The sequence below is a fragment of the Pararhizobium sp. IMCC3301 genome (genome assembly GCF_030758315.1).
Taxonomy (GTDB): domain Bacteria; phylum Pseudomonadota; class Alphaproteobacteria; order Rhizobiales.
Window position 1 is genome coordinate 3,755,129 of sequence record NZ_CP132336.1, and the last position, 14,846, is coordinate 3,769,974.

At 54.8% G+C, this 14,846-nt stretch carries 16 protein-coding genes; 9 read left to right on the forward strand and 7 right to left on the reverse strand.

Going from position 1 to position 14,846, the window contains the following annotated elements; all coding sequences use genetic code 11:
• Window positions 1-39 precede the first annotated feature (39 nt).
• Genes RAL88_RS18045 through hflK form a run of 3 tightly spaced genes read right to left on the reverse strand, consistent with a single transcriptional unit; the run spans window position 40 to window position 2,442 of the window.
• A complete protein-coding gene (locus RAL88_RS18045; RefSeq protein WP_306265352.1) occupies window positions 40-225 on the reverse strand; it encodes a DUF2065 domain-containing protein in 186 nt (61 codons plus the stop codon).
• 10 nt (window positions 226-235) lie between these two features.
• On the reverse strand, window positions 236-1,285 hold the full coding sequence (gene hflC, locus RAL88_RS18050) for a protease modulator HflC (protein ID WP_306265354.1): 1,050 nt from the start codon (window positions 1,283-1,285) through the stop codon (window positions 236-238).
• Window positions 1,282-2,442 carry an FtsH protease activity modulator HflK gene (hflK, locus tag RAL88_RS18055; protein WP_306265356.1) on the reverse strand — a complete coding sequence of 387 codons (1,161 nt, stop codon included), beginning with the start codon at window positions 2,440-2,442 and terminating at the stop codon, window positions 1,282-1,284. Before hflK ends, hflC begins: the two co-directional genes overlap by 4 nt.
• A gap of 203 nt (window positions 2,443-2,645) precedes the next feature.
• On the opposite strand from hflK, the gene RAL88_RS18060 reads away from it, so the two are divergent.
• From RAL88_RS18060 to RAL88_RS18075, 4 genes are read left to right on the forward strand one after another with little or no spacing between them, the layout of a single operon-like run.
• A complete protein-coding gene (locus RAL88_RS18060) occupies window positions 2,646-3,386 on the forward strand; it encodes a heme ABC transporter permease (protein WP_306265357.1) in 741 nt (246 codons plus the stop codon).
• 2 nt (window positions 3,387-3,388) lie between these two features.
• The gene (ccmD, locus tag RAL88_RS18065; protein WP_306265359.1) at window positions 3,389-3,589 is read left to right on the forward strand and encodes a heme exporter protein CcmD; all 201 of its coding nucleotides are present in this window, start codon (window positions 3,389-3,391) and stop codon (window positions 3,587-3,589) included.
• Window positions 3,586-4,176 (forward strand): DsbE family thiol:disulfide interchange protein, encoded by a 591-nt coding sequence (locus RAL88_RS18070; RefSeq protein WP_306265360.1) that lies wholly within the window; start codon window positions 3,586-3,588, stop codon window positions 4,174-4,176. The genes ccmD and RAL88_RS18070 overlap by 4 nt, the downstream gene beginning before the upstream one ends.
• Window positions 4,176-4,709, forward strand: a complete 534-nt coding sequence (locus RAL88_RS18075; protein WP_306265362.1) for a hypothetical protein — start codon at window positions 4,176-4,178, stop codon at window positions 4,707-4,709. Before RAL88_RS18070 ends, RAL88_RS18075 begins: the two co-directional genes overlap by 1 nt.
• A gap of 261 nt (window positions 4,710-4,970) precedes the next feature.
• Here the strand turns inward: RAL88_RS18075 and RAL88_RS18080 are convergent, their stop codons facing one another.
• Window positions 4,971-6,206, reverse strand: a complete 1,236-nt coding sequence (locus RAL88_RS18080) for an outer membrane protein (RefSeq protein ID WP_306265363.1) — start codon at window positions 6,204-6,206, stop codon at window positions 4,971-4,973.
• 545 nt (window positions 6,207-6,751) lie between these two features.
• On the opposite strand from RAL88_RS18080, the gene RAL88_RS18085 reads away from it, so the two are divergent.
• Entirely contained in the window at window positions 6,752-8,245 is a 1,494-nt protein-coding gene (locus RAL88_RS18085; RefSeq protein ID WP_306265365.1) for a tetratricopeptide repeat-containing sulfotransferase family protein, read from the forward strand.
• A 112-nt stretch (window positions 8,246-8,357) separates the two neighbouring features.
• On the opposite strand, the gene RAL88_RS18090 is transcribed toward RAL88_RS18085, so the two are convergent.
• The 3 genes from RAL88_RS18090 to RAL88_RS18100 all read right to left on the reverse strand — a co-directional run bounded on the left by RAL88_RS18090 (window position 8,358) and on the right by RAL88_RS18100 (window position 12,420).
• Window positions 8,358-9,248: a 4-(cytidine 5'-diphospho)-2-C-methyl-D-erythritol kinase gene (locus RAL88_RS18090; protein WP_306265366.1), complete on the reverse strand. Its 891-nt coding sequence runs from the start codon at window positions 9,246-9,248 to the stop codon at window positions 8,358-8,360.
• Window positions 9,249-9,262: 14 nt separating this feature from the next.
• Entirely contained in the window at window positions 9,263-11,182 is a 1,920-nt protein-coding gene (locus RAL88_RS18095) for a tetratricopeptide repeat protein (protein ID WP_306265367.1), read from the reverse strand.
• Window positions 11,183-11,403: 221 nt separating this feature from the next.
• On the reverse strand, window positions 11,404-12,420 hold the full coding sequence (locus RAL88_RS18100) for a polyprenyl synthetase family protein (protein WP_306265369.1): 1,017 nt from the start codon (window positions 12,418-12,420) through the stop codon (window positions 11,404-11,406).
• 225 nt (window positions 12,421-12,645) lie between these two features.
• Here RAL88_RS18100 and RAL88_RS18105 point away from each other — a divergent pair, with 225 nt between their 5' ends.
• From RAL88_RS18105 to RAL88_RS18120, 4 genes are all read left to right on the forward strand, one after another.
• The gene (locus RAL88_RS18105) at window positions 12,646-12,870 is read left to right on the forward strand and encodes a DUF2007 domain-containing protein (protein ID WP_306265371.1); all 225 of its coding nucleotides are present in this window, start codon (window positions 12,646-12,648) and stop codon (window positions 12,868-12,870) included.
• Window positions 12,871-12,885: 15 nt separating this feature from the next.
• The gene (locus tag RAL88_RS18110) at window positions 12,886-13,656 is read left to right on the forward strand and encodes a tRNA1(Val) (adenine(37)-N6)-methyltransferase (protein WP_306265372.1); all 771 of its coding nucleotides are present in this window, start codon (window positions 12,886-12,888) and stop codon (window positions 13,654-13,656) included.
• 69 nt (window positions 13,657-13,725) lie between these two features.
• Window positions 13,726-14,592: a S49 family peptidase gene (locus RAL88_RS18115; RefSeq protein ID WP_306265374.1), complete on the forward strand. Its 867-nt coding sequence runs from the start codon at window positions 13,726-13,728 to the stop codon at window positions 14,590-14,592.
• A 9-nt stretch (window positions 14,593-14,601) separates the two neighbouring features.
• Window positions 14,602-14,808: a hypothetical protein gene (locus RAL88_RS18120; RefSeq protein ID WP_306265376.1), complete on the forward strand. Its 207-nt coding sequence runs from the start codon at window positions 14,602-14,604 to the stop codon at window positions 14,806-14,808.
• The last annotated feature ends 38 nt before the right edge of the window (window positions 14,809-14,846 follow it).

Consider the following 14,846-nt stretch of genomic DNA (forward strand, 5'->3'; position numbering starts at 1 on the left):
TCCTCTGGCCGGGCTGGATCAGCAGCCGGATGAAACGGCCTAGTGCCGCAACAGCCAGACTATCACAAACCCAAGACCCATCGCAATCAGGCCGCCCTGTCGCAATTGGCTGTCAGAAACAGTCATCATTTGCTGAAGCGCACGTTTCATCGCCCCAGGCGCCAGCGCATACAAAACGCCCTCGATCACGAGTACGAGACCGAGGGCGGTAAGAAGATCATTCATGCAGGATCCGTCAATTGGTGGTGGCAGTTCCTGTTTCGGTCTCGTCGGTAACAGCGGCATCCGGTGCGGTCTCTGGCATAGCAGGTTCAGCAGGAGGATCTGTTATCTGGTCTCCGGCGGCTTCCGCTGCTGGTTGCTCCACACTATCAGCTTCCGCACCAGGGGTTACGTTTGCGGCAGCTGGAACCTTCGAACTGCCCGGTGCCCTGAAGAACTGGAAAAATTCGCTGTTGGGCGAGATCACCAATTGCGTGGTTGCGCTGTCAAGACTGCGTTCATAGGCCTGCATCGAGCGGTAGAAGGAAAAGAACTCGGGGTCCCGGCCAAATGCATTTGCAAAGATTTCATTTCGCTTCGCATCACCTTCACCACGGACCCGCTGGCTGTCCCGCTCGGCTTCGGCGCGGATCACAATCCCGTCGCGGTCCGCTCTCGCCCGGATACGCCGGCCGGCTTCTTCACCGCGGGCTCGAATATCAGTTGCCTCGCGTTCACGTTCCGTCTGCATGCGCTTATATACCGCCTGGCTGTTGGCCTCTGGCAGATCGGCACGGCGAATGCGCACATCCACAACCACTACACCAAAGTCGCTGGCTTCGCGGTTCAGTGACGTGGTAATTCCGGTCATCAGGGTCTGGCGGTCATCGCGCACCAGCTCTTCAAAGGACGCTTCACCCAGAACGCGCCTTGTTGCCGAGTTCAGAACAGTTTCAAGCCGTTGGTTGACATTGGCTTCCGAACCGGCTGCCTGGAAAAACCGCAGCGGATCTACGATTTTATAACGGGCAAAGGCATCGACAACGATACGCTTCTGATCCGATGCGATGATTTCCTGCGCCGGTGCCGACAGGCTGAGAATACGTTTGTCAATATATTCGACATTGTCGATCAGCGGCAATTTGAAGCTGAGACCGGGTGTGGTGATGACATTAACCGGCTGACCAAAGCGCAGCACCAGAGCCTGCTGGGTTACATTGACTATGAAAAAGCTGCCATAGGCGAGCAGCAACAACAAACCGATGATAACAAGGCCTGCGCCTCCGAACAGACTTTTCTTCATTGCGTAACTCTCTTATTCTGGCTGTTCAGTTCATTCAGCGGCAAATATGGCACCACGCCGGAGCCGGCATTTTCTTCGATGATTACCTTATTCGTTCCGGCATAGACTTTTTCCATGGTTTCCAGAAACATGCGTTTCCGCGTCACTTCAGGCGCCAGGGCATATTGCTCGTAGATGCTGATGAAGCGATCCGCCTGACCATCTGCTTCCGCGATCGTCTGTTCACGATAGGCCGCAGCGTTTTCAAGAATTCGCGCCGCTTCGCCTCGGGCTTTTGGCAGGATGCCGTTGAGATAGGCCTGAGCTTCGTTCTGCGAGCGTTCCGCATCGGCACGCGCCGCCTGAACATCGCGGAATGCATCAATGACCTGGCTCGGTGGATCCACTTTCAAAAGCTGCACCTGAGTAATCAGAATTCCCGACTGGTAGCTGTCCACTGTGGTCTGCATGACCTCCTGAACAGCGGCTTCGGTAATCTGCCTTGCCTGTGTCAGGATTGGCTGAATATCAGAACTGCCGACCACTTCGCGCATCGCACTTTCCGCAACCGCCTTCACTGTGGCGTCCGCATCCTTCACGTTGAACAGATAATCCGCAGCATTGTTGATCACCCAGAAAACCGCGAAATCGACATCGACGATGTTTTCATCACCGGTCAGCATCAGGCTTTCTTCAGGCACATCGCTGATGGCGGTTGATCTTGGACCATTGTCACGCATGCCCACATCAACCCGGTTCACGCGGGTCACGGATGGGGTATAGACGGTTTCCAGAGGATAGGGCAGGCGGAAATTCAGGCCGGGCTGGGTGGTTCGGTGCATTTCGCCAAACCGCAGAACTACGCCCTGCTGTTCCGGCTCCACGCGGAAGGTGAAAAAATTGTAGAGAACAAATCCAAGGATTGCGAGTGCGGCAAATCCGATCAAAACCGGATTGGCACCACCAAGTCCGCCAGAGCCACCTCCGCCCGGCAGCACCTGCTTCAGCCGTTCTTGACTCCTTCGGATGAGGTCTTCGAGATCAGGCGTGTTATCGCCGCCGCCATTCTGGCCACCACCCCACGGTCCCTGATTCTTGGGTCCGTCATTTTTCTTGCCGGATCCCCACGGCCCGCCACTGCCGTTCGATCCGCCACCGGTTTGGTTGCTCCATGGCATAATTTTGTCCTTATACGGAAAAGATATCTTGAGGGGGTTATAAGCATGGCTTCGCTGGCTTTCAATGCGATGAATGGAATGAGCCTGTTGAAAGTAAATATTTTTTGATCACAATACACATCCACAGCTGTTGTGACGGCCAGGATGACACCGTATCTGCAAGTTTGATTGCATAAATTTCGCGCGCCGCTAAAAGGATGCTTATGAGCTGGTTTTCAGATTTAGCAAATCCATCACGGTTCCTGAGCCTGTCATCAAAAGTGTTGCCGTGGCTGTGGGGGATCGCGGCCGCGATCCTCGCCGTCGGCTATTACATGGCGTTTTTCGTGGCGCCCGAAGACTATCAGCAGGGCCAGACGGTTCGCATTATATTCATCCATGTTCCATTTGTCTGGCTTGCGATGGCCAGTTACGGCCTGATGACCCTTGCCAGCATCGGAACGCTGGTGTGGAAACATCCTCTTGCGGATGTTTCGGCAAAAGCCGTGGCCCCGCTGGGAGCGGCCTTTACTCTGATTGGACTTTTGACCGGCTCGTTCTGGGGCAAGCCGATGTGGGGTGCCTGGTGGGTCTGGGATGCGCGATTGACATCCTTTCTGGTTCTGTTTTTGATGTATCTCGGCCTGATCGCGCTGTGGAACGCGGTTGAAGATCCGATCCGCGCCGGCAAGGCCGCTGCGGTGCTGACCCTCGTCGGTTCGGTCAATCTCCCGATTATAAAGTTTTCGGTGGATTGGTGGAACACGTTGCATCAGCCTGCCAGCGTGTTCCGCTTTGACGGTCCCAAAATTCATGAATCCATTCTGGTGCCGCTTTTGCTGACAGCAGTCGGCATGACAGTGTTGTTTCTGGCGCTTCATATGGTGGCGATGCGCACTGAAATTTTGCGCCGCCGTGTGCGTACCCTGCAGTTGATTGAAGCCTCGAAAGTTGGAGAAGTTTAGCCATGCCGCATTTCGGCTTTATTCTGGCAAGCTATTTGTCCTCGATTGCTATTATGGCGGCGATGGCGCTGTGGCTGTTCCTGGATAACAGGAAACAGAAAAATGCGTTGCGCGCCCTTGAAGCGCGCGGCGTGCGCCGCCGCTCTGATCCGGCGTCTAAAACCAGCGCCACGCCGCGCACGACCGGACAGGTGACGGAATGAACAAGCGCCGACTGCTGGCTTTTGTGCCGTTGCTGCTGTTCGCCGGGCTGGCCGGACTGTTCTTCATCCAATTGTCGAGAGGCGGTGGCAGTAATGTCGTGCCCTCGGCGCTGATTGGTGCCCCCGTGCCGCAGATCGAACTGGTTGCTCTGGACGGGCTGATCAGGGATGGTCAGCAGATTCCCGGATTAACTCCCGAGCTGTTGCAGGGCAAGGTCAGCATCGTCAATATCTGGGCAAGCTGGTGTGCGCCTTGCCGGGCCGAACACCCGATCATGATGCAACTCTCCGAGGATGACCGCTTTCAGATGATCGGCATCAACTACAAGGACAAACCGCAAAACGCGCTGCGGTTTCTGGGCTCGCTCGGAAACCCTTATGATTTTGTCGGGGTCGATGAGGATGGCCGCTCGTCGATAGAATGGGGTGTTTATGGCATCCCGGAGACCTTCATTGTCAATGCGCAAGGCAAGATCGCCTTCAAACATGTCGGGCCGCTGTCTGCGCCATTGATGGTGAATAGATTTATGCCGGCATTGGAACAGGTGCTGGCGTCCCGTGCTGCTGCCGGGTTGAAGGTCGATTGATGCCACCAGAAACAGGCGGGCCGGTTCAGCCGATCCGGATTGAATTGTCGCGCAATGTTGCAATTCCGTTGACCCTCATCCTGTTGGCCATGTCCGGATGGCTGGCCCTGACGCTGATTGGGCTGCCCGTCCGCGACGAATTCGGCGTGGCCGTTTCGGTGCAGGATCTGATAGCAGGTTATGTTCTCGGCGGCTCGCTTGCTTTGGCAATGGCAGCACCCGCCTACACAATGATCCGCGCCATGATGATGAACCGGCCATTTGCCTGTTTTGACGAAACCGGTGTGCGCGCCCTCAACTGGCCGCTGATGCGCAACAGCATAACCTGGCAGGATGTCGACAAACTCACCGGAAAAGGTATCTGGGTGGTGATGCTGGACCGGAAAAACCGGCGCCACAAGATGATTGAGAGCATGGTCGGAGCCAAAGGATTGTGGCTGCCAACAATCCTCGCCAAAGGCGGCACCGCGCCTATTGCCGAAGCGATCAGGACCTACCGGCCAGATCTGTTCAGCGTGGAAAAGCTTTCCTGAAACGCACGCAGCTTGAAGTGAGCGCGTTTTGAGTGTTGGGCCCAATGCATCCGGAAATCAGAAACTCTGTTCTGCGGGCCTGCCCGCACGGACAAATTATCCAGAATAAACAGGCAACTTCTGAATTTCGGTTGAGATGGTTGAAAATCCACAAGCCCGGCAAAAAAAAAGGGCCTGTCATAGTTAAATGACAGGCCCTTTCCTCAAAAAGGATAAACTGTGGATCAGTGCGCTATGTCATGAGCGAAAGAAACAGTTTCCCTATCCACCAAACTTCACGTTGAACAGTATCTTGCCAGTCCAGACACCATCGATTTTGCCTTTATCATCGCTGGCCGAGAATTTTCCGGTTTCGCCATAATACAGACCTTCCGCACCGATGGAGAGACGCTCGTCAAGGGCAACTTCAACACCAGCACCCGCAACATAGGTCAGTTCGGCAAAATTGTCCTTTTGGCTCGGCAGGGTCGAACTGAACCCGGCACCGACAACCAAGCCCAACCCGCCGGTTCCGTAGACCACGACTTTTTCGTCAAAGGCAAATCCGAGTTTGCCACGCAACGAGGCAAGATAGTCTATCTCGGCAAAGGCATAATCCCATTCGCCGACTTCCATGCCGGTTGCACTCGCCTCAGCCACGGCACCCCAGACAATATCTCCGGTTTGCCAATTATAACCGGCCTGAAGACCACCGATGAAATTGCCTTCGTTGAAAGGTCCGCCCGTTGCGCCATCGGAATCGAACCAGAAATCCTCAACCTTGCCGTATCCAAGATGTCCGCCTGCATACAGACCTTCCCAGCGGGCATAGCTGCCGCCATCTGCGGGACTCATTGGACCTGCAACAGATCCGTCTCCGCCGAGTTTCACATTCAGCGTAGTGCGGCCCGTCCAGATTCCTTCGATTTTGCCCTTGTCATCACCGCCGCCAAAGCTGTCGGTTTTGCCATAATAAAGGCCCTCGATACCGACGGAAATTCTATCATCAACGGCGTATTGCATGCCAACACCGCCAACCGGCACTGCGCGCGCGAAATTTTCCCGGTTCGTCGGGTTGGTGCTGCTTGCAGCAGCTCCGTAGACAACGCCGACACCGCCGGTACCATAGACCAGAATATCACCGAACGCGTAACCGAGTATACCGCGGAGGGAGGCAAGAAAATCAACTTCCGCCTGAATATAGTCAATGTCGCCACCTTCCATGCCGGTGGCGCTGCCATCCACCTGGAGGCCCCAGACGACGTTGCCGCTCTGCCAGTTATAGCCCGCCTGCAGACCGCCCAGAAGGTTTCCGTCGTTACGTGGCTGACCAGTTGAATCAAACCAGTAATTATCGGCCTTGCCATAGCCAAGGTGTCCGCCGATATAGAGACCAGCCCAGCGAGGCGATTCAAATACAAGCGGTTCCTCGACATACAAATCCGCAGCCAATACCGGACCTGATAGCATAAGCACGAGTGCAGAAGCAGACACACCGTTCAACAGGTTGCGTTTCATGATAGATGTTCTCCAGACAAAATTATTGCAATTAGCGATCAATAGGGATTCTCACTTGCAGTTTCGTTAAAATCCTCATGAAGTCAACGGCAGGTTTTCCACACTTTCCTGGAAAAGAAGCCCATATTTCGGTCTAACTTCCCGCCAGCGAGTCTTCGACGCCGACCTGTAAATCCTTCCCTTTCTTGGAAATCTCATATTCGAATTCGTGAATTGTGGCGATAATTTGATGTATTTCAACGAATTAACGTACGAAAGACTCTGTCCGCCGGGAAAAAGACTCGTTGGATGAGTTGGCACAAATCCAAAATCAGTGCGTCAATTATTTGGCTGTTGCAAAAATGCCGCAATTCATGAAAATTTGCTTGATGTTCGAGTCCTGGTGGAGATGACGGCAGCCTACAGCACAAAATACTACTCTTACGTGTGGGACTCGAACAATAACCGGTTCCAAACCACAGCGAAATATGACAGCAATCGGAGATCAGGAACAAAAGGACCAACAGTCATTGGCTAAGATCGGATCCAAAAACAAGCAACATCTTGTGCAGACATCTGACAACCCGTTCAAAGATGCCCGTGAGAGGCTGGAACAGGCAGAATCGTTTCGCAGGCAGGGTAAGTACAATCAGGCAGAGAAAATTTGTATCGGTTTGCTGAACCAGCATCCGAATTATTTTGCCGCGCTTCATACACTGGGCCTGACCTATGCGGACAAGAAAGAAAGCGCCCGCGCTTTGGGCCCGCTTTTTCAGGCTGCAACACTGAATCCCAACAGTTGGATAACACTGACGGCGCTGAGTGGGGTCTGCCTTAACCTTCACGCTGGAGAAATGGCCGCTCAAATTCTTGAGCGCGCGAGGCTTTTAAAACCGAATGACCCGACTGTGCTTGCAACGCTTGGATTGATTTACCGTCAGGAAAGGGAATATGAGCTCAGTCGCGATGCCTTTCTGGAAGCCCTCAAGCGGCAGCCGGAATTTCTCGATGCCAGTATGGGCCTTGCCCGGACCTATATTTCACTCGGCGACGACGCGGACGCGGCCAGAGTAATCAAACCCCTTCTGGCACGAGGCATTCATTCGCTTGATATGTTGACCACTGTCATTCATCTTCCCGAAGATCTGATCGACATCGATCTGATGGACGCTGTCAAAAAACCTGTCAGCCGGCACGACGGACTGAGACGCGACAAAACGGAAGAGCTGGCCTTCGTCAAGGCTCATGCCCATGACCGGCGGAGTGAATTTGAAGAGGCCTGCGAGGAATTGCGGGTTGCGAACCGAATTTACGCGAACCGTTTGCAGGACCAACTGGCGAAAATGAGGGAGCGGCAAAAATACAGTCTTTTGTGGCTTGAAAAACGCGCGCCGGGTACAGGGATCACGACCAGGGGTGTGCCTCTCACGCTGTTCATTTTCGGTCCCTCACGATCCGGCAAGACAACGTTGGAGAGACTTGTCTTCGGGCTTGATGGGGTCAAAAGAGGGTTTGAAAACAGTGGCCCGGAAAACGCCATAAATCGCACCTTTCAGGATGCAGGTCTTATCACCAGCTGGAGTCTGGAACATTTGCCGCCCCAATTCTATCCTCAGTTTCAGATGAATTATGTGGAGGAACTGCAACGCCGGGCCGGATCTGCGAAAGTATTTACCAATACACACCCGGCTTACATGCAAAATGCCGCGGAATTTGCAGATCATATTCCGAATTGTCGTTTCATATTCGTGAAACGAAATATCGATGACCTGACGTTGCGGATTTATATGAGAAGCTATCAAAGTGGAAATGCCTATGCCTACGATATTTCCACAATTCGCGAACACATTGCCTGGTATCAGAAAATGATGGACCTCATGGCAGAGAAATTCCCTGATATCGTTCGAATAGTCACCTATGAAGATATGGCGACTGATGCGAAGGGCGTTCTGAAAACCGCCGCTGCCCTGTGTGGTCTTCCCGCGCCCGAGGGCGAGATCGGTACGATATTCGATGATCGGAATTGCGCAGATCCGTATCGAGAATTGCTGGCCCTTTGATTATCAGCCCCCGTATCTGACGAGAAGGCCGTACCTGACAAGAAGGCCGGCGGACTGTTTCAAATCGTATGGTTCGCAGCCGCAGGAGGGCAGGGCACATCAGCAGTGCGTGTCAGAGTGTTTCGGTGGTGACCACCCACCAGTTCGGATGCGCCACTGCAATGGTGTTCGCTGCAGCCGAGGATTGTTCGCCATTTTCAAACAGCCCGAAACACGTCGCGCCGGAGCCTGACATGCGCGCCAGCAGCGCGCCCGACTTTTCAAGTGCGCCGACCACCTGCAGAATGTCAGGGCAAACTGTGACGGCAGGCTCGAACAGATCGTTGCGGGTCTCTTTCAACCAGGCAAGCCAGAGCGGCAGACTGGCTTCCTCGGGTAAAGCCGGTAGACCTGCATCGTCAGATTTGTTCAGCGCTGCAAACACATCCGCTGTCAGGACACCTGTTCCGGGATTGACCAGAACCATTGAAAAAACCGGAATTCGATCCGCTGTGACAGCGGTAACCCGTTCACCAATACCGCTCATGTGACAGGCCCGTGCACCGACACAGGCGGCGACATCGGCGCCCAAACCTGCACCTATCAGCTCCAGTTCCTGCAGTGTCAGCTCAAGATTCCACAATTGATTCAGCGCGCGCAAAGTGGCGGCGGCATCCGCCGAACCGCCTCCGATGCCGGCCGCGACAGGCAGATTTTTCTGCAAGGATATGGCGGCGTTGCCCGGTTCCTGGCCGCGCAGCGCGGCGCTTTCCTGTAGCGCATAGGCCGCCTTCAAGACAAGGTTGTCGGGCTCACCGGCAATCGCTGCAGCATGCGCGCCGGCAATCGTCAGTGACGTTGTTCCGGCCTTGCTGACTGTCACGACATCGGCCGCTTTTGCGAAGACCACGAGTGAATCGAGCAGATGCAAGCCATCATCCCGTTTGCCGGTGACGTGGAGAGCAAGATTGATCTTGGCCCAGGCGTTTTCGCAAACTACGCCGGGATCAAGCATAGGGGACATCAGGGTCCCGGCGCCTATTTGCGATCTGGAAGGTTCAATTCCGTGCCAGCCACCAAGGGGCCGTTTTCCGGCAACCGATCACGGTTCAAAGCCAGAATGTCGAGGAACGCATCGCCGTCACCCAGCAAAGCTTTCGCGATATCCCAAAGGCTTTCACCTTCTGCGACAATATGGGTCTGCTGCGCTTTTCCCTCATCATTGGCCAGATCCACCACTGTGTCGCCTGCATTTGCGGCAACTTTTGTCGGTGCCAGAGGCGGCAGCCCGTTTTCCAGCTTGGCGAGGATTTTTGCCAGTGCGTCCGCGTCTTCCGGTTCCAGATCGCGGGCATGAGCCCATTGGAACTGAGCCTCCAGAATTCGGCCCGCCCGCCAATAGGCATCACCAAGATGATCGAGAACCAGCGGATCACCGGCCATCTTGTCGGCGGCTTTCTCCAACTCGGTAACAGCCTCTTCATAACGTCCAAGCTGGTAGTAGGCCCAGCCCAGACTGTCGAGAATGAAACCTTCGTCAGGGCGCTGTTCAACCGCTTTCTGGATCATCGTCAGCGCTTCATCCAGATTGATCCCCTTGTCGACAAACGAATATCCCAGATAATTCAGCACAAGTGGCTGATCGGGAAACAGCTCCAGCGCTTTTCTGAAATCAGCCTCTGCAGCGTCCCATCTGTCAGTGCGTTCATAGGTGATGGCGCGGGAATAAAACAACGACCAGTGCCGCTGCTCCAATTCTTCAACGCCTTCAATTATGATGTCGTAGATTGCATTGGCTTCCTCGAAGCGTTTTTCAAACCGCAGCAGATTGGCCAGCGTAAGATTTGCAGAAAACGGATCTTCTGCGACGCGCGCCACATTGGTCAGGCGCCTGATCGCCTCATCGACCTGTTCCATGCGAGCCAGATTGCGCGCCGCTTCGACTTTTGCAGCATAGCTGAAAACCGATTCTTGCGGCAATGCATCAACCAGTTTGACAGCCTCGGCGTATTTTTCATCCTGATTGTAGATATCAACCAGTGCCATGATCGCCAGATCCGAGCGCGGATTGAGATACAGCGACAGCTGCAGATAGATTTTCGGCAGCTCGGTGCCGCCATCGCGGCCAAGCGCCGAGCCCAATCCGAACAGCACCTCGGCAGCGCCATTTCTGGCCGTCGTCGTCAGATCGACCTGCCTGCCAGCCTCCAGATCGGCTTCCACGCGGTCCATATAGGGATGGCGAGGCGCTTGTTGTTTGAATGCCCTTATCGCAGCCTGGCCTTTTTCCGGAGCGTTTTTCAACGCCTGCAGGCGGGCAAAACCTTCCACAATACGAAGTGCTGACTGATCATATTCATAGGCTCTGGCGATGCGCTGAAAGGCCTGCTCACGGTTTCCCAGGTGATCGGCAATCAATCCGCCATGAAATGAGCGGAAACTTTCATACCAGTCCGGGCCTTCCAGCATGTCGACGCGCGCCAAAGCGCCAGTCAGATCATCTTTGCCGGCTTCCGCCCAGGCTGCCAGCAGCTGGTTTGTCAGCAGCTCCAGGGGTGTTTTTCCCGAAGCTTCCTCAAATTCGTCGATCGCTTCACCGTAATTGCCCTGCTTCAGGGCCGAGATGCCGAGGACCGTGCGGGCCAGATCATTGGACGAGTCGAATTGCAGAATTTCCGCGGCGTAGGGCAGCGCGCTGTCAACATCACCGTTCATGAGATGCAGGAAAAACGCCTGCTGGATCAGGACCGGATTGGTCGGGTCTTTGCCCAGCGCGCGTTCAAAAAACTGCACTGCCGCGAGCGTGTCCTTGTCGTCGGCGGCAATCCGCGCGGCCAGGAAATTACCGGACAATCCGCGCGCAAAGCGCAGCGATTCGGTATCTTCGCGGGCTGATGAGGGCAGTGAGGGCACGATGATGGCGCCGGCCAGCAGCACCACTGCAGCCAGGGACCTCATTGTCGCTACGCCGCGGGACTTACGCCCGTTTGCAGAGGTCGAAAAATTTATAGCTGCTGTTTGTGATGCCATTTGTTCCATCTTCAATACGACTGGTTCTGCAGTCTTGGGCGCCAGACTCTCTCGTCATGTCCAGACTCTCTCGTCATGTGCTGCCGCAAATCCGGCAAGATCACCGGAAAGTTCAGCTGACATGCATTTCAGATCATTTTATGGCGCTTCTAATGGCCACGATAGATGCAGAATTCCACAGTCTCCAATAAACTTTTCTTCATGTTGCTGTCCGGAAACGCCGCAAGGGCATCTTTGGCAACTGCCCCGTAATGGCTGGCACGCTCCACCGTGTCTTTAAGCGCGTCCAGCCGGGTCATGGTGGCAATCGCGGTTTCCAGATCGCCGTCCTGCACCTCGCCCTCCATCAGCACCCGGTCGAAGAACGCCCTGTCGGCATCGCTTCCCCTGCGGTAGGACAGGACTACAGGCAAGGTGATTTTGCCCTCGCGCAAATCGTCGCCGACGTCTTTGCCAAGGTCTGCCGCCGAGCCGCCATAATCCAGCGCATCATCAATCAGCTGGAACGCCAGACCAAGATTGGTGCCATAGGAACGGAATGCAGAGCGGGCCGATTTAGGCGCATTCGCCAGCACCGGTCCGACTTCTGCTGCAGCGGAAAACAGCGCGGCGGTCTTGGCCCGGATGACATCAAGATATTCATCTTCCGTGGTGGCGGTGTTTTTGGCCGCAACAAGTTGCATCACTTCGCCTTCGGCAATTACCGAGGAAGCCGTGGACAGGATATCGAGCGCATCGAGCGATCCGACCTCAACCATCATCCGAAACGACTGGCCCAGAAGATAATCACCAACAAGAACGCTGGCCTGGTTGCCCCACACCATACGCGCAGATTTTTTTCCGCGCCGCATGTCGCTTTCATCCACCACATCATCATGCAACAGGGTGGCGGTGTGCATGAACTCGACACAGGCCGCCAGTTTGACATGGCCGCCGCCTTCATAGCCGCACATTTCGGCAGCAGCCAGTGTCAGCATCGGCCGCAGGCGTTTGCCGCCCGAAGAAATCAGATATTCCGCAATTTCCGGAATCATCTCCACATTCGCACTCGCCATTTTAAGAATCAGGTCATTGACCTGATTCATGCCGGGTTTGGTCAGGGCAACGAGATTTTCAATGCTCGGCGGCTGATCTTTTCCCGCGGCGAGGGAGACAACAATTCCCATTAAACTGCTTTCTGAAATTGAGACATGAGGGTGTCGGATATTTAGTGAAAAACCAGCCCTTAGGATAGAAGCTTGATCGCGCAATAACAACTGGTGCTTCAGTTATTCCTAAATCGCCCGGTTTCGCGTCACCTTGCAGAACCGCGACTTCCGCAAAGATTTTGTCGAACCGGGAATTCTGTGGTCATATATGGTTGCGACGGCGCGCACAATGGAGACCAGGGTGTGAAAGAAATCCTTAGAACAAACGATATGGTACTGATTTCGTTTGTCGAATCGCTTTTTGACGAAGCAGGAATCGATTACCTTGTGCTGGACCAGAATATGAGTGTGCTGGACGGATCGATTGGCGTTCTGCCACGGCGGCTGCTGGTGGCGGAGGGGCAGGAAGCTGAAGCTCGAAGCCTGTTCAATGAGGCCGGTATCGGTCACGAATTGCGCAGCGATTAGGGCAGGCCCGATGGGATGACGACGCCAGCATCCAAAGATCAGTTTATCGGCGGAGGTGCCTACGTTCTGCAGCCGCGTGCAGAAGGCCACCGCTCCGGTATGGATGCCGTGTTTCTGGCGGCAGTGGTTCCGGCCGACGCGACCGGGGTTCTGTATGATCTTGGTGCGGGAAGCGGAGCCGCGGGGTTTTGTGCGGCCGCCCGCGCACCTGGTCTCAGCGTATGTCTGGTTGAACGCGATGAAGACATGCTGGAGCTTGCGGAAAAAGGCCGTCAATTACCCGAAAACAAAGGCTTCGCAGACCGCATCCAAATCATCCAGGCTGACATTTTGATGCCGGCACCAGCCCGCGAAATGGCCGGACTTGCGGCCAATTCCGCCGACTGGGTGATCGCCAACCCGCCATTCTATCTTCAGGAGAAAGTCCGCAGTTCTCCACATCCGCATCGCCGCGAGGCGCATGTGCTGGGGGAGGGCGATCTGGAAACCTGGTTCCGCCTTGCCGCTATGTTGTTGAAGCCGGGCGGGCATATGGCGCTGATTCACACCGCCAATGCTCTGGTTGAAGTGCTTAAACTATGCGAAGGTCGGTTCGGTGGAATCCAGATCAGACCGATCCATCCGCGCGCCGGAAAAAAAGCCAACAGAGTGGTGGTATGCGGACAAAAGGGCAGCCGCGGCGAACTGACATTGCTGCCGGATTTTATCGTTCATGATGAGGCCGGAAACACGGCACAAGCCAAAGCGATCCTGCGGCAGGGTAAGGGATTTCCGGATTTGGAGTGACCCCTTTAAATCCGCTTCGCAATAGACCATCTAACAAGAATTGTTCCCCCTCTCTTCCGGAGTTCTCCCTTGTTCACTGCCTTTAAAAACCGAATTCGCGTTTATCTTCCGGAAAAGTACCGCACACCGCCCCCTGTTGTGCCGGTGATCCGGCTGAGCGGCGTCATTGCCTCGGGCAGCCATTTGCGGCCCGGTCTGAACCTGGCAGCCATTGCTCCGGCGCTGGAAAAGGCTTTTTCATACAAGGATGCGCCGGCGGTGGCGATTGTTGTCAATTCTCCAGGCGGTTCGCCTGTCCAGTCGAATCTGATTTTCCAGAGAATCCGGCAACTTGCTGAGGAAAAGGAGAAAACGGTTCTGGTGTTTGTCGAGGACGTGGCAGCTTCGGGCGGCTATTTCATTGCAGTGGCGGGTGATGAAATCATCGCCGATCCATCCTCGGTGGTCGGGTCAATCGGTGTCATCTCCGCCAGTTTCGGCTTGAACAAGGCGATCAGCAAACTCGGCGTTGAGCGCCGCGTCTATACCTCGGGCAAGAGCAAATCGACACTCGACCCGTTCCTGCCGGAAAAGAAGGAAGACGTCGCCCACCTCAAACAGCTTCAGGAAGAAATCCACGAAACCTTTATCGATGTAGTAAAATCCCGGCGAGCCGATGTGCTGAAGGAAGATGACGAAACCTTGTTCAACGGATTGTTCTGGACCGGCAAGACCGCGCTTTCATTGGGATTGATTGACGGCATAGGCGAAATTCGCTCGACATTGAAAGAGCGCTATGGTGAAAAAACCCGGCTGAAACTGATCGATACCAAGAAGGGCTTCAGCATGCGCAGGCTGTTTGGCGGAACAAGTCAGGATAATCTGGCGCGTCAGCTCAGCGATGGCCTGGTTGGTTCGCTGGAAGACCGTGCCCTCTGGGCACGCTTTGGTTTGTAGGATTTCCTCATGCTGGCAAAACTTCTGATTCTGGTTGGCATTATTGCGGCGGTTTATATCGCGGCAAAACGGCATAAATTTTTTGCCCATCTGACCAGCGGCGGTGGCGAGCCAGACCAGCCTGACAAGAGCGAAAACAACACGATTGAAGAACTGGATTACGACCCGGAAACCGGCCGCTATTCGGTCCGCAAAAACAAGCGCGACCAGAACTGAGCATCGCACTGCTTGACCCGTTGGCCGCGTCATGGCAA

What these genes read in the sequence shown, in the direction of transcription:
- RAL88_RS18045 (WP_306265352.1), bottom strand. Translation starts at nt 225, where the DNA reads ATGAATGATCTTCTTACCGCCCTCGGTCTCGTACTCGTGATCGAGGGC.
- hflC (WP_306265354.1), bottom strand. Translation starts at nt 1,285, where the DNA reads ATGAAGAAAAGTCTGTTCGGAGGCGCAGGCCTTGTTATCATCGGTTTG.
- hflK (WP_306265356.1), bottom strand. Translation starts at nt 2,442, where the DNA reads ATGCCATGGAGCAACCAAACCGGTGGCGGATCGAACGGCAGTGGCGGG.
- RAL88_RS18060 (WP_306265357.1), top strand. Translation starts at nt 2,646, where the DNA reads ATGAGCTGGTTTTCAGATTTAGCAAATCCATCACGGTTCCTGAGCCTG.
- ccmD (WP_306265359.1), top strand. Translation starts at nt 3,389, where the DNA reads ATGCCGCATTTCGGCTTTATTCTGGCAAGCTATTTGTCCTCGATTGCT.
- RAL88_RS18070 (WP_306265360.1), top strand. Translation starts at nt 3,586, where the DNA reads ATGAACAAGCGCCGACTGCTGGCTTTTGTGCCGTTGCTGCTGTTCGCC.
- RAL88_RS18075 (WP_306265362.1), top strand. Translation starts at nt 4,176, where the DNA reads ATGCCACCAGAAACAGGCGGGCCGGTTCAGCCGATCCGGATTGAATTG.
- RAL88_RS18080 (WP_306265363.1), bottom strand. Translation starts at nt 6,206, where the DNA reads ATGAAACGCAACCTGTTGAACGGTGTGTCTGCTTCTGCACTCGTGCTT.
- RAL88_RS18090 (WP_306265366.1), bottom strand. Translation starts at nt 9,248, where the DNA reads ATGTCCCCTATGCTTGATCCCGGCGTAGTTTGCGAAAACGCCTGGGCC.
- RAL88_RS18095 (WP_306265367.1), bottom strand. Translation starts at nt 11,182, where the DNA reads ATGAGGTCCCTGGCTGCAGTGGTGCTGCTGGCCGGCGCCATCATCGTG.
- RAL88_RS18100 (WP_306265369.1), bottom strand. Translation starts at nt 12,420, where the DNA reads ATGGGAATTGTTGTCTCCCTCGCCGCGGGAAAAGATCAGCCGCCGAGC.
- RAL88_RS18110 (WP_306265372.1), top strand. Translation starts at nt 12,886, where the DNA reads ATGACGACGCCAGCATCCAAAGATCAGTTTATCGGCGGAGGTGCCTAC.
- RAL88_RS18120 (WP_306265376.1), top strand. Translation starts at nt 14,602, where the DNA reads ATGCTGGCAAAACTTCTGATTCTGGTTGGCATTATTGCGGCGGTTTAT.